Annotated in this window: 13 protein-coding genes; all 13 read right to left on the bottom strand. The window is 41.0% G+C overall.

What is annotated here, in order from left to right; all coding sequences use genetic code 11:
• Complete coding sequence (locus RSX31_RS02580) at positions 1-729, bottom strand: DUF881 domain-containing protein (protein ID WP_148993551.1); 729 nt, start codon at positions 727-729, stop codon at positions 1-3.
• A gap of 71 nt (positions 730-800) precedes the next feature.
• Positions 801-1,502, bottom strand: coding sequence for a DUF881 domain-containing protein (locus tag RSX31_RS02575; RefSeq protein WP_262371787.1), 702 nt, complete (start codon positions 1,500-1,502; stop codon positions 801-803).
• Positions 1,486-2,271 (bottom strand): cell division protein FtsQ/DivIB, encoded by a 786-nt coding sequence (locus tag RSX31_RS02570; protein ID WP_148993549.1) that lies wholly within the window; start codon positions 2,269-2,271, stop codon positions 1,486-1,488. Before RSX31_RS02570 ends, RSX31_RS02575 begins: the two co-directional genes overlap by 17 nt.
• 665 nt (positions 2,272-2,936) lie before the next feature.
• Positions 2,937-4,037 (bottom strand): stage V sporulation protein E, encoded by a 1,101-nt coding sequence (gene spoVE / locus RSX31_RS02565; protein WP_315633136.1) that lies wholly within the window; start codon positions 4,035-4,037, stop codon positions 2,937-2,939.
• A gap of 112 nt (positions 4,038-4,149) precedes the next feature.
• Complete coding sequence (murD, locus tag RSX31_RS02560; RefSeq protein WP_315633134.1) at positions 4,150-5,499, bottom strand: UDP-N-acetylmuramoyl-L-alanine--D-glutamate ligase; 1,350 nt, start codon at positions 5,497-5,499, stop codon at positions 4,150-4,152.
• Positions 5,500-6,474 carry a phospho-N-acetylmuramoyl-pentapeptide-transferase gene (mraY, locus tag RSX31_RS02555; RefSeq protein ID WP_148968822.1) on the bottom strand — a complete coding sequence of 325 codons (975 nt, stop codon included), beginning with the start codon at positions 6,472-6,474 and terminating at the stop codon, positions 5,500-5,502.
• 2 nt (positions 6,475-6,476) lie between these two features.
• Positions 6,477-6,887, bottom strand: coding sequence for a hypothetical protein (locus tag RSX31_RS02550; RefSeq protein ID WP_148968662.1), 411 nt, complete (start codon positions 6,885-6,887; stop codon positions 6,477-6,479).
• A gap of 2 nt (positions 6,888-6,889) precedes the next feature.
• Positions 6,890-8,350, bottom strand: a complete 1,461-nt coding sequence (locus RSX31_RS02545; protein WP_148993547.1) for a UDP-N-acetylmuramoyl-L-alanyl-D-glutamate--2,6-diaminopimelate ligase — start codon at positions 8,348-8,350, stop codon at positions 6,890-6,892.
• 222 nt (positions 8,351-8,572) lie between these two features.
• Complete coding sequence (locus RSX31_RS02540) at positions 8,573-10,489, bottom strand: stage V sporulation protein D (RefSeq protein WP_262371627.1); 1,917 nt, start codon at positions 10,487-10,489, stop codon at positions 8,573-8,575.
• 231 nt (positions 10,490-10,720) lie between these two features.
• Positions 10,721-12,922, bottom strand: coding sequence for a penicillin-binding protein (locus RSX31_RS02535; protein ID WP_315633131.1), 2,202 nt, complete (start codon positions 12,920-12,922; stop codon positions 10,721-10,723).
• Positions 12,922-13,290 (bottom strand): cell division protein FtsL, encoded by a 369-nt coding sequence (gene ftsL / locus RSX31_RS02530; RefSeq protein WP_148993544.1) that lies wholly within the window; start codon positions 13,288-13,290, stop codon positions 12,922-12,924. The genes RSX31_RS02535 and ftsL overlap by 1 nt, the downstream gene beginning before the upstream one ends.
• Before the next feature lie 25 nt (positions 13,291-13,315).
• Entirely contained in the window at positions 13,316-14,251 is a 936-nt protein-coding gene (gene rsmH, locus RSX31_RS02525; RefSeq protein ID WP_148968657.1) for a 16S rRNA (cytosine(1402)-N(4))-methyltransferase RsmH, read from the bottom strand.
• A 38-nt stretch (positions 14,252-14,289) separates the two neighbouring features.
• On the bottom strand, positions 14,290-14,721 hold the full coding sequence (gene mraZ / locus RSX31_RS02520; protein ID WP_148968656.1) for a division/cell wall cluster transcriptional repressor MraZ: 432 nt from the start codon (positions 14,719-14,721) through the stop codon (positions 14,290-14,292).
• Positions 14,722-14,810: the final 89 nt, after the last annotated feature.

Below are 14,810 nucleotides of genomic sequence, written 5' to 3'. Positions count from 1 at the left end.
TTACCCGTTCCCTCCTCTTTCCTTCACCGGTTCCATTAAACGGACCCGGATGGTATCTTCATATGGTGGAACCACCACTTTTTCTAAAGGCTTTGAAATTGAGACTCGAAGATTATCGATAAAGAAGTCCTCAACAGACTGTGATACCTGCATTCGGTTATACAACCCTTTTGCAGAGTCCAGGTCTTTGGTTAATACTCTCACTTCAAATGGTATTTTTTCAATTGAATATCCATCCACCTTGGTTTCTCCATTAATATCACGAATGACCGAGGTATTGATTAAGCGATGACCATCAATGGAGATATCCATTGCATCATATCGATTCAGCTCATTTACCAGTCTTTCCAACAGTTCCGGTGATATATTTTGAACTTTTTCACCAAGGAGGATTTCTTCCATGGCAGGTTCAATCGTTAAAATAACACCAGGTCCTGTTTTCTCAGTCAGACCTGCTTCTGTTTTCAATTCCTCTAACGTTTGTTTCAACGCGCGTTCTGGACTCGACTGTTGTTCTGTCTTATATTGTTCCAACTTTGCTTCAACTGCACGCATTTCTGCATAAAGATTGGAATTGACTTCTTTTTCTTTTAATAACGCATTTCGTAGTTCCCAAATATCTCGTGTATCCCGGACAACAGGTTCTTTGACTGTTTGGAACTGTATAGCAATCATAAACCCAATAATAATCGTAATAATGGTAAAACTAATTTTTAATTTGTTGTCCATTCATTGCACCTTACTTTCACATCTAACCCTTACTTGGTAACAGCCCGAATAATCCAGTGGACAATCCAATCTTATGATTCACTAATGCTTGGTTCTAAAATTACCGCATTCTTTTTTTCCAATTTAAAAATGATATTATCATTTACAAGCTGGTCTTTAACACCACCCGTGATATTCATGGCTGATGAGAGTACTTCCGGATCTCCGATAGCGGTAATTTCAAACGGAGCGGGATATTCGATTCCATCAATTTGAATAACGGGACCGTTACACAGTATGTATGAATCATGCTTCAGCCTTTGTCCATTTATCGCTACGACAGAAGCACCCGCAATGTATAATTCATTGATCACCTTAAAGACATGGTGTTCATGAACGATATAATTATTGGCGTTTTCCTCATTGGAATCGTAGTCAGCGTCTGATAACGTCACGCTTATCCCAGGCCCTTTCACTTTCGTTTTGCCCAGGTACATTCGATACTTCTCCGCATCTTCTGCCAGGTTAAAATATATTTGTTTCTCTTTAGAGAATTCCTTCTCCATGTTGACGACCTTTTCCTGTTTCTCATAGAGTTCTTCTTGCAGATTGTTATTATTCTGCTGATACTCAAGGATTTGATCTCTTAATGCTTCTTCCTGTTTCCACTGACCATTCGTTCGATTCCCAAGTTCCGCTTGTTCTGTGTTAGCTAGACTATACGAAAAAGCAAGGATGAAACCTAAAACCAGACATACAAGAGAGAGGATTACATGCTTACCTCTCACCCTCATCCTCTTCATCGCTTTGTTCACCTTCCGTTTCATATGCTCTGAAATAAGAACCTACCTCTAAGTCAATGACACCTTTTACTGAAGGATCCAATTGACTGACAATAGAGGGGTAATGCACCATTTTCTCTGAAAAGGTCCGGATGGTGGCACTGACTTCAAATCCATCATTCATGAATAGGGTCAAGTGGTATTGATCTGTTTTCTTTGGAACCAGGTTAATCTCAGATATGAGGTGCTGAACTTCTTTCGGAAGCTCCCCTAATTCTTCTACCATTTTCACTAAGACCTTATCTTCCTCGAAACCTCTTAGTAAAGGAGCATCAACGGGTATTGATTCAGTACCTTTATCCAGAACGTTCCCATTCTCTAATATGACAAAGAATTTATTATCTTTCGATAGATATGCCTTTTTATCGTATTCTTTGATGCGTATTTCATAGGAATTCGGAAAGGACATTTTTACCGTTGCATCTTTTACTTCAGGAAGCTCCTTTAATTGTTCCACGGTTTTATCTTTGTTTACACTCCACAAATTCATGCCGTTGTCAATTCCACTTTTCTGAAGAACCGCCTCATTTGAAACAAGCTCATTCCCATGAACCACCACTTCTTTCACATGACTTAAAGGTGATTGAAAGTAAACCACCGATAGAATCATGAGTAAGAACAAAGAAAGTAAAAACAGCAGTCTGCGATTCGCTTTCTTTTTTCGGTGTTGTTTTAATTTAGGAATACGATCTTCAAGGGAAACAACATTTTCTTTTTTCATTTCGTTCTCCTCAATTTCACTTTGTATTCATTAAGTCATGAATAAGAAAATTCTCACCACGTCTTATAATGAAAGTACTCTTTACATTGGGATACCTTACATTCTATAGGAAGGCAGCAAATGTTAAAAGAGGAACAGAACGTTATTTTCTGCCATATGACATAATGTTGAACGAGAAACCATTTTGGTAGAGTAGAAGGATGGATATTCGGGAATCTGTTATCAGGTCCCTGATCAAAATAATCCAGCATTTCCTAAGATATATTGTCCATACAACTTTTCGTATATGTACATCCATCCTTTTTCAGAAAGAAGCCATCCTATTTATTACACCCTTGCACTCTATTTTAAACACCAATTTCCACATAATGAAGGTATGTCATTGAATTGTAAAAGATTTGGTTAACAAAAGTAATAAACTCTCCTATATTTTGAAAAGGTCTGATCATAATGCATTACGTATATGTAATTAATTGTAACATCTCACCAATGAATATCCTATTGTTATTTCAATAAAAACAAGGAATTTCAGCGTTTTTTTCTTTAACTCAAAAAGAGACTGACCATAAAAACAGAGGAGGACATGAATGATGAGTTCCTGACTATCAGGCTTTTATCATTCACTTCTTCCGAGCTGTTTCACAGTCAATCTCTTTGTTAAGTCATTACCGTCTCGTATAGCGGCTAATATTCAACAGCACTCCTACAGCCATTAGCATGAGGGTCAATGATGATCCCCCGTAGCTGAGAAAGGGGAGTGTGATGCCCGTGACCGGCATGAGGCCGGTTACGACCCCAACGTTGATCATCACTTGGATCGCAATCATTGAAACGATCCCTAATGCCAGAAAGCTTCCGAATAGGTCAGGAGCCCCCAGAGCAATTCTGATTCCTCTCCATAATATCAAAGAAAACAGAAGCAGGACTAGAGTTCCCCCGATAAAACCGAGCTCTTCTGCTAAAATCGCAAAAATAAAATCATTTTGAGGTTCGGGCAAATAGAAGAATTTCTGCCTGCTTTGTCCCAGTCCCAATCCAAACAAGCCTCCCGGACCGATTGCATATAGGGACTGAATGATTTGGAAGCCACTATTCAATGGATCCTGCCATGGGTCTAAAAAGGACGTTATCCGTGCAATGCGATAAGGTGCAGATATAACAAGTCCAATGAATCCAACTAATCCAATCATCCCAAGACCGACAAAATGCATGACCCTCGCCCCTGCAATAAAGATCATCACTACTGAAGTACCGACCATCACAGTACCGGTACCCAGATCCGGTTGTAGCATTATCATCCCAAAAGCAGAGAACACTAAGAGAAGCGCCGGCAGGACTCCTTTTCTAAAGGAAGTAATATACTTTTGGTTTTCCGATAAATACTTTGAGAGAAACGCAATCATGGCAAGTTTCATAAATTCTGAAGGCTGAATGGAAAAAGCCCCTACTCCTATCCAGCTCCTGGAACCATTTCTTAGGACACCGATACCCGGGATTAACACCAGTACAAGAAGGACGAAGCAAATGATGATGATGATTTTCGCCCAATTTTTCCAGGTCCAATACTCAACATTCATGATGAAAAACATAGCGAATAACCCTACGCCCGCAAAGAGCACTTGCCTTTTGGCAAAGAAAAAGGAGTCATCGAATTTGTAGTCAGCCCATACAGCGCTTGCGCTGTATACCATAATCAGTCCAATCGCAAGTAAAGTGAGTGTAACCATAATGAGGATAAAATCGGGAGTCGATTTTTTTAAAGGCAATCTTAAACACCTCGAATAGACAAATTTTGAGCCGTTCGAGCAAAAAAACTACTTATCTTGGATTGGTATACTGGTTGTAAAAGTACGGATGCTCTTCATGGACAAGCCCTTATTAAAGCTTATGCACCGCTTCAATAAAAATGTCACCACGTTCTTCAAAAGTTCGATATTGATCCCAACTTGCACATGCCGGGGATAGTAAAACAACATCTCCTTCTTCGGCATGTTCAAAAGCAACAGGAACTGCCTTTTCAACATTATCGACAGGAATGATGGATTGTATCCCTGCCTTTTCCCCTGTTTTCATAAACTTCTCAGACGTTTCCCCAAAGGTGATCAACGTTTTTACATTCTTCAAGTATGGAATCAGGTCGTCGAAATCATTTCCACGGTCCAAGCCTCCAGCAAGCAGGATCGTAGGACCCTCAAACGCATGAAGAGCACTTTTCGTTGCCAGGCTATTCGTTGCTTTCGAATCATTATAAAACTTTACACCCTTCACTTCGCGGACAAATTGCGTTCTATGCTTTACTCCTGTAAAGGTGCCAAGGACTTTCTTAATACTTTCATTTGGCACCCCATAGAGTTTACACGCTGCAATCGCACAAAGGATATTTTCCAGGTTATGTGCACCCGGTAATACAATTGAATCAACTTCGACGATCAACTCATCTTTGAAATAGACCGCCCCGTTTTTAATATAGGCCCCTTCCGCTACTTCTTTCTTCGTTGAAAATGGAATCAATTGCGCTTTTGTAAAGGAGACTGAATCTATAACATGCTCTTGATCAGCATTTAAGATGAGATAATCATGTTTTGTTTGATTTTTAGTAATATTGGATTTCGCCTTCCAATATTCATCCAGGTTTCCATGGTAATCCAGATGTGCATCATATAAATTCGTAATGATGGCAATATGAGGAGCGAATTCTTCAATACCCATCAGCTGGAAAGAGGAGAGCTCAACTACCATTTTTTCATTTTCTTTCGCTTCCTGGGCTACTTCAGAAGCGACCGTTCCGATATTTCCTGCAATAAGAGGCTTTTGGCCGGCCTCTTCAAGCATTTCAAACAGAAGTGTCGTCGTCGTGGTTTTTCCATTTGTTCCTGTAATCCCAATCAATTCTGCCTCAGAAATTAAATATGCAAGCTCAACTTCTGTCAAAACGGGTATGTTCTTTTCAATTGCTTTCTTAATTAATGGGTTGTGATAGGGTATTCCAGGATTCTTTATCACATACTGAAAACCTTCATCAAGTAGTTCGATGGGATGACTTCCGCATATCACTTTTATACCTTCCTGAAGAAGCCCCTGAGCTTCCGGGTTTTCAGCCAATGGCTTTTGATCGTTCACTGTTACAAATGCTTCTAACTTATGTAGAAGAGAGGCAGCACTTACCCCACTTTTTGCTAAACCTAATACTAGAACTTTTTTATGTTTGAACTTCGTTATCTTCTTCAATTATAACCACACCTCAATATAGATTCCTAAAACGGCAAATAGCAAACCGACGGTCCAAAAGGTTACAACAACACGCCACTCAGACCAACCGACTAACTCATAATGGTGGTGCAATGGGCTCATTTTAAATATTCGCTTCCCTGTCGTCTTAAATGATGCGACCTGCAGAATGACGGATAGTGTCTCGATGACAAATACCCCACCAATAAGAATTAAGATGATTTCCAATTTGGTTAAAATGGCAATCGTCGCGATCGCTCCACCTAATGCTAATGACCCTGTATCTCCCATAAATACTTTAGCCGGATGGGCATTGAATACTAAGAATCCGAGTACCGCCCCGACTACTGCCACTCCGAAGATCGCGACATCATACTGGGATTGATTCCAGGCTAATACAGCTAGTGCACCAAAAGCAATGGCGCTCGTTCCTGATACCAATCCATCCAAACCATCCGTTAAATTGACAGCATTTGAAAATCCTACAAGCCAAAAAATAATGAATAAACAATAAAACCAACCTAATTCAAATGAAAAATCCGTTAACGGGATCGATACTGTAGTCGGAAAGTCATTTTGCTTAAAGATGAGATAAAAAATGACTGAAATGACAATCTGACCTAATAGCTTTTGCTTGGATGTGAGTCCCAAGTTCCTCTTCATTACGACTTTGATAAAGTCATCAAGGAAGCCTAGCAACCCAAAACCGACCGTCACAAGGATCATTAAATAGGTTTCAGGACCAGGCTCTGAATATTTACCAGTCATTACAAATGTAGTAATCACGATGGAGAGTAGGAACACAATCCCACCCATTGTAGGTGTGCCTGTCTTTTTTTGGTGAGACTGAGGGCCTTCATCACGAATACTCTGCCCAAACTTCAATCTTCTCAGGAAAGGGATAAAAACAGGGGCAAGCAATACTGTTATGAGAAATGCCATAATGATTGTAAAAAAGATCACCTGTTCCATCATCATTATTCCCCTCCCTTTCCGTTATTGGGATCGTTCAATGTTACGTCTGTTGTTTGATTTCGTTCAGATTCGCTGTTAAAAATAAACTTCGTCATAATTTCCCACTTTTCTTGATTGTAATTTTGTGTGTAATCCTCTAGTAAGTCAATGTAAGCTTTATAAACATCTTCAACCATAAATAATGGAAAGTGGTTTGGAACAAATGAAGGTACTTCTTTATTCTTAGGCCAAAGTGATGCAATCGCCCCTAAATCAATACTTTCTAAAAGGTTTATTTCACCACCAAAAGGGACATATAGTCCCTTCTCCATTCCCATACTAGTTGAATTTGAAACTACTAGAAACGCCAAGCCTGGTAGATGTATTCCAGATGTTTCAGGAAATAATTTCTTTACATCATCATAAAAGAGCATTCTTACATCCCCTTTATGATTTGTCTGGCCACTTGGCGGTCATCGAAATCGTATACGTTGTTTCCTATAATTTGATAGGTTTCATGACCTTTCCCCGCGATCAGGACAAAATCGTCAGGTTTGGCAAGGCTCAAAGCCTTTTTAATTGCTTCTTTCCTATCAACTATCAGATGATATTGTTTGCCGACCACCCCAGATTCCATATCCTTGAGAATACTATCAGGATCCTCCGTTCTTGGGTTATCAGAGGTGAAGATAGCAAAGTCCCCATATTCACAGGCAATCTCTGCCATTATTGGCCGTTTAATCTTATCACGGTCTCCTCCACACCCGACCACCACAATAACTTTCCCCTTGGTAATCGACTGTATGGTTTCTAATACATTTTTCAGACCATCTGGAGTGTGTGCATAATCAACGATGACCGAGAAGGGCTGGCCTTCAGAGATTGTTTCAAACCGTCCCCTTACTCCATGTGCCCTCTCCAGGCTTCTTGCACTGTCCTCGATGGGTATACCTGCTGCACTAGCTGTTGCAATCGCAGCCAAAGCGTTATATACATTAAATTGCCCAGCAAATTTTAATACCACCTCTCGTTCTCCAAATGGTGAAACGAGAGTAAAAGCGGACTCTGTTGCTTTCAGGACAATATCTCTGGCATAGAAGTCAGCAGAAGGAGACAGACCATATGTAAATACATGTGCGGCCGTTGCTCTGATAAAAAAATCAGCTGCTTCATCGTCTTTATTAATGATGGCGTATTTAGGAGATTTCTTAAAATAAGTATTCCCTAATTGGGAAAACAATAAGCCTTTTGCATTTCGGTAATTGTCCATGGACTTATGATAATCCAGATGATCCTGAGTCAGGTTTGTGAACACGGCAATATCATAGTCACAGCCGTGAACCCGGCCCTGATGTAACGCATGTGAAGAGACTTCCATGATCGCACTTCGTACCCCTTTATCACAAAACTGTTTAAACGTTTGTTGGAGCGTTAAGCTGTCAGGAGTCGTATTATGACTTACTTGTAACTCATCCCCCACTTTTATGTGCATTGTACCGATTAAACCGGTTTTCATTCCACATTGTGTAAGCACCTGGTCAATCAGATGGGTGGTCGTGGTTTTCCCATTAGTGCCTGTCACACCTATCAACAAAAGCTGATGGGATGGCTGCTTATAAAAGTAATCGGCAAGAATGGCCATTGCTTTCTTCGTATCCGGAACGATAATAACCGGCACGTTTGCTTCTATGCTCCTCTCAGCGAGGATCGCAGCTGCACCGTTCTTCTCTGCCAGTGGGGCGAGTGAATGGCTATCAACCTCTAATCCGTTAATACAGATGAATAGATCACCATTTTTAACTTTCTTATGGTGATTAGCGATGTTTGAAATAGCTGGATTCCCTTCACCCTCTACTGAGAAAAACGGCAGTACTTCCAGCAAAGTGTGCAATCTCATCTTTTCAACTCCTCACAGGTAGAAAGCAACCTTTTTATATTTTACAAAAAAATGCGTATGAAAGCTATAAACCTTTTAACTTAGTTCGTTATGATTATGAAAAAATGGCAGACTGCCACACTATTTAAAGAAAAACGGGGCTTCTCCTTACGGATATAAAGCCCCCGGCATAAATAAAAAGTATATCACAAATACACAATCATGTTGACTTCTTCCCTTAAATCATTCCGAAAGATAGACCCTCACCTTTGAACCTTGCTTGATCTTCACGCCCGGATCGGGAGATTGACTAACCACTTTGTCTCCACTTCCGCTTACATCCAGATCAAGATTTACTAACTGTTCTTGTAACTCTTTTTTCGATAATCCAACCAAGTCAGGGGTTTCAATCAATGGGATATCGGTCCACGTCATCTCTTTCTCAATTTGACCTTTACGTTTTGGCACTCCCATTGCTTCTAAACTATCGCCTATGATACTACCTCCAATAGGGGCTGCTACGACTCCACCGAATTGAATGGTGCCTTTCGGGTTATCAACAGCCACGTACACGACAATTTCAGGGTCATCCGCAGGTGCAATTCCCATAAAGGATACGATGTGATTGTTTTCTAAGTATTTACCATCCTTTGCTTTTTGAGCGGTTCCCGTTTTCCCGCCTACCCGATAACCATCTACAAAAGCTTTCTTACCGCTCCCTTTCGCTACAACACTTTCCAATGCTTCACGAATCTGTTTTGATGTTTCTTCTGAAATGACCCTCTTCTTCATTTGAGGTGTCTTTCTCATCACTACTTCTCCAGTTGAAGGGTCAATCAACTCCTTAGCTATATACGGTTGATACAGTATTCCTCCATTTACCGCTGCTGATACAGCCGCTACCTGTTGAATCGGCGTGACCGCAACTCCCTGGCCAAAGGCTGTCGTAGCTTGTTCTACAGGACCGACCCGGTCAATATTAAAGAGAATCCCCTTCCCCTCTCCTTGAAGATCAATACCGGTCTTTTGTCCAAAACCAAAATCATTAATATAGCTGAATAGTTTTTCTTTCCCTAATCTCTCACCTAACTCGACAAACCCCGGATTACATGAATTTTGGACCACTTCCAAAAATGTTTGGGTTCCATGTCCTCCCCTCTTCCAACAATGAAGGGTGGATCCGGCAACTTCAACATGACCGGGATCATGGAATTTTTCTTTATAAAGATCCACCTTATTTTCCTCCAACGCTGCAGCAAGAGTAATGATCTTAAACGTGGAACCGGGTTCATAGGTGCTCCAAATCGGTAAATTCCGGTTATAGATTTCCTGTGGTACATTCCGGAAATTCGCCGGGTCAAAAGTCGGCCTGCTTGACATCGCCAATATCTCCCCATTCTTAGGATTCATGGCAATGGCGATGATTCCATCAGGGTTGTATGTCGCTTGAGCAATATCCAATTCACGCTCCACGATGGTCTGGACTTTCGTATCAATCGTAAGCTTTAAATCAAGGCCGTTTTCCGGTTTTTCAAAATCATCTGCCATATCAGGCATTCGCTTCCCTTTTGCGTCGGAGAAAAATTTCACATATCCTTTATCCCCACTAAGCTCCTCATCATATGAAAGTTCAAGTCCCATAAGGCCCTGATTATCAATTCCCGCGAAGCCAAGAACATGGGATAAATAACTGCCGTATGGATAATAACGTTTAGAATCTTCGCCTAAGTAAACCCCTTTTAGATTCAGGTCCCTGACCTCTTTCGCTTTTTCATACGAAAGCTTTCTCGCTTCTTTAATCAACACCATACTGTCTCTCTGTGTAACATATTTATATGCAGATTCTACTGAAATATTAAGAACAGCTGCCAGTTTATCCGCCGTCCCTTTAGGATCAGTGATTTGTCTCGGAACAACAAATATCGTCGGGGCACTTTGATTTCCAGCTAGTTCCACCCCATTACGGTCTACTATTTTCCCTCTCTCCGGTTGAAATGGGATATTTCGACTCCAGGAGTCCTTTGCTAAACCTGTAAGCCAGTCCCCTTTAAAAAACTGAACATACCCCAGCCTTATATCAATAATGGAGAAAATCAGGACTCCTACTACAAGCGCTACTGCTAACCTTTTCCTTACCGTTACATTGGATACTCTTTTCACTAATGGAACCTCCCCTTCTATGGCTCGTTCCATTATATGCTTGGACTTATTTGGGTATGTTCGAAATCCATGAAAGGATGAGGAAGGTGTTATCATTTACGTCAATTTAATCGGTTGGTTCCATAAGAAAAGGGCGACTTCGATGTGAATGGCACTCATACCTAAATCGGTTCAAAGAAATCGATCCAGGTGCTCTCGAGTGAGTCACATACATAAGTCAGCCCTGTTTATTTAATTCAATGGTGGTTCTTCCGTATTCTCATCTTCACCTTGCTGTACTTGTTCTTCCGGAGTACTAAAGTTAACCACTAGAGGCTCTCCTTTTACCACAGGAACCCCCGGTTGAATATTTTGACTGACAGCATAGCCATTTCCAACCATATTGATCTTCAGACCTGCAAGATTTGCAACCTTAAAGACATCCCTTACAGACCATCCCTTCATATCCGGAATCGTGATGTCTCCATCGGTTTTGATTACAACTCTTTCCCCTTCAAGAATCCTACTTCCAGCTTGGGGCAGTTGCTTGATAACGCTCGAGCCATTTCCAACAACAACGGGTGAAGCCCCTGCTTTTTCGAGCTCTTTTTTAGCTTCTTCCACACTCATTTCTTTCGTATCAGGAAGAGAATGTTTTTTCAAACTCACTTTTTCCTGAGGTTTAATATTTAAGTATTTCAAGCTATTTTGCATGACAGGATTGAAAACAGCTGCTACAGGATCCGAACCTATTTCAGTCGGTTCTAATTCGGGTTGTTGAATACCCACATAGACGATTAACTGAGGGTCATCAGCCGGAGCCATACCCATGAAGGAAAATAGATAATTTTCTTTACCGTACATATACCTTCCTGTTTCAGGATCAGGGATTTGCGCAGTGCCTGATTTACCTGCAACGCTATAACCCTCAATGGCAAAACGGGTCCCTGTGCCTTCCTCGGAAGTTACAGTTGATTCTAAGTATTCCCGTACCTTTTCGGCCGACTCTTTCGTAATCGGATTTCCAGCAACTTTTGGTTTTGTTTCCTCAACCACTTTCTTTGTAATTGGATCTACAATCTTTGAGATAACATAGGGCTGCATCATTTTTCCGTCGTTCGCAATTGCCGACTCGGCTTGAATCATTTGAAGCGGGGTAACGGTTGTACCTTGCCCAAAAATCGTGGTGTATTTTTCAATTGGGTAATGATAAAGAATAGATCCAGAAGCTTCATGTGGTAATCCCACACCTGTTGGTTCACCAAATCCAAAACTATTTAAATATCCTTCGAACTTTTTAAAACCTATTTTGTCCAATAAATTCGCAAATGCCACATTGGAAGATCTTTGGACGCCTTCTAAATAAGAAATCGTTCCCCAGCCTTCTCCACCATTATGGTCCCTGATAGGATTAGGAACATTATCAACATAATATTTACCAGATTCATAGGCTTCATTCGGGTTAAACTTCCCTTCATTTACAGCGGCAGCCAATGAAAAAGCTTTCATAGTCGAACCAGGCTCAATCGTTTCCTCCACTATGAAGTTTGTCCAATTGTCAAGTAAACCTTCTCTCGTATCAGGGTGAAAAGTTGGTCTTTGTGACATCGCTAGTATCTTTCCAGTTTTCGGGTCTGATACGATCGCAAACATTTTCTTTGGTTTATATTTCTTTTGCACTTCATTCATGGCTTCTTCTAAGAATGTTTGAACTTTCTTGTCGATTGTTAGGTAAATATCATTTCCATCTTGTGGTGATGTTACATGCTCATCTGCATTTGGCAATAAATATCCCCAAACATCACTCTTATATTCCACCGAGCCGTCCTTGCCGCTTAACACATCATCAAAGCTTGCTTCCACACCCATTTTCCCTACTGTTTTGGAATCACCATTATCCCCAGTGGTTTTTTGTGCAAAACCAATAAGGTGAGGTGCGAATGAGCCATTAGGATAAAATCGCTTTGCTTCCTTCCTGAATGTGATTCCAGGTATGTTCTCTTCTTTAATCTCGAGCATCATTTGATGAGACAGGTCTCTACCAGCAGATCCAAATTCCACCTGATACGCCCCATCCTGATTGAGACGGTCATATATTTCGCTTTCTTTCAACTCAAGATATGGAGCCAGGGCCTTTGCCGTTTTCTCAGGATCTGTCACATGCTTGGGCTTCTTCGGATCACTCGTGATGCTCGGATCTAAAATGGCCACGAGTGTATAAGCCGAAGTATCCTCGGCAATGACTTCACCTTTCCCGTCAAAAATTGTACCCCTGTGAGCTTCTAAAATGTGACTTTTTATATATTTTTTTGCCGCTTGTGATGACAGGACCTTACCTTCAGCTTCCCCAGTGACCTGAATCGTGACAAAGCGAACCATTAATACAAAAAAGAGCAAGCCGAAAATCCCGAAAAGGATGGCTGCCCCTATGTTCATGCTTGGTCTTTTTTTCATTATTGTTCAACAACCTTAACGTTCTTTTCTTTCAAGTTAAGTCCAAGCTCTTTTGCTTTTTCAAGAATACGCTCATACGTACTAAGCTCACTAACTTGAAGTTTAAGATCATTATTTGACTTTTCCTGTTTTTCAATGGTTGATTCAACGTGCTGGACTTCTTTATTCACATCATAGATGGCAGCTTGTGTTGTCACAATCTGAACCGCCAAGAAGCAAAATACAGCTGCGAAAATGGCAACAAGGATTTTTTCCCCCGGTGTGATGACGGATCTTCTCTCATCACTAAGGCGCTTGGGCTTGGCATGAACGGATTGATTGGTTTTCTCAACTTTTTGCTGCTCGTACTTTCTGGCTAAGTTACTCAATATTCTCCCTCCTGTTTCCTTCTATTTATATATTTTTTTCTGCGATTCTTAATTTAGCTGACCTAGCGCGATTATTTTCTTCTAATTCGTCATCACTAGGCAGGATCGGTTTTCTTGTTACAAGCTTCAGTTCTGCTTCATACCCTTCAGGAATAATCGGTAATCCTGGAGGCAGGTCAGGTCCTGATGCCTTCTCCTTGAACATCGTTTTGCAAATGCGGTCTTCCAGGGAATGGAAAGTAATCACGCTCACCCTTCCCCCCTTATGAAGAAGCCCTATCGCTTGTTCAAGTGAATCTTCAAAGGCTCCCAATTCATCATTCACGGCAATCCGTATGGCTTGGAAGACTCTCTTAGCAGGATGACCGCCTTTTCGTCTTGCAGGTGCAGGGATACCATCCTTGATGAGCTCGACAAGTTCACCCGTTGTTTCAATCGCCTTCAATTCACGTGCCGCTTCAATTTTTCTCGCTATTTGCTTAGAGAACTTTTCTTCTCCATATCGATAAAAAATCCGAACTAAATCTTCAAACGACCAATGATTAACCACATCATGAGCAGTAACTTCACCTTGCAAGTCCATTCTCATGTCGAGTGGGGCATCATGGTGATAACTGAACCCTCTTTCCGGAGTATCCAGTTGAGGCGATGACACACCCAGGTCGTATAAAATCCCATCCACACTATGTACTCCAAGTTGTTCAAGTTCTTCCTTTAGATTTCGGAAATTAGATTGAACGAATGTAACTCTATCCTGATAGGATGAAAGCTTTTCTTTTGCGTGGTTGATGGCTGTTTCATCCTGGTCGAAGCAATACAGATGACCCTCCGGTGATAACTTTCTCACAAGATACTCGCTGTGCCCTGCTCCACCGAGAGTACAATCTACATAGACTCCATCTTCTTTAATATTCAGGCCATCCACCGTTTCTTTTAATAATACGGTTGTATGTTTAAACATGTTGAATTCACCTTTCCAATCGAACGTATTGTGGAGGGTTAAATATCAAACCCTACCATATTCTCTGCAAGCTCAGCAAATGAATCTTCAGACTGTGTGAAATAGTCTTCCCATAATGATTTACTCCAAATCTCAATTCGATTGGAAACTCCTAAAATAATGCATTCTTTATCTAATTGTGCATAATTCACAAGTGTAGCAGGAATATTCACCCTGCCTGTCTTATCTAATTCGCTCTCAGTTGCTCCAGAGAAGAAGAATCGAGTGAAGGCACGGGCATCTTTCTTTGTCAGTGGTAGGGCTTTGAGCTTGTCTTCAAGAGCTCGCCACTCATCCATGGGATAACCAAATAAACATTGATCCAACCCTCGGGTAATGACAAATGAATCTCCGAGGTGATCACGGAACTTGGCAGGTACGATTAAACGGCCTTTATTATCAATGTTATGTTGATATTCGCCCATGAACATATGCACTGCCCCCACTTTCTAACACAAATGTACCACATCCCCCCACTTTTCTCCACTCTTTTCTAAATTCTTTACTTGCAAAATATTTC

This window comes from Rossellomorea yichunensis (assembly GCF_032337515.1).
Taxonomy (GTDB): Bacteria; Bacillota; Bacilli; order Bacillales; family Bacillaceae_B; genus Rossellomorea; species Rossellomorea yichunensis.
Note: the sequence above shows the minus strand (reverse complement) of the source record. Positions and strands in the feature narration are given on the sequence as shown.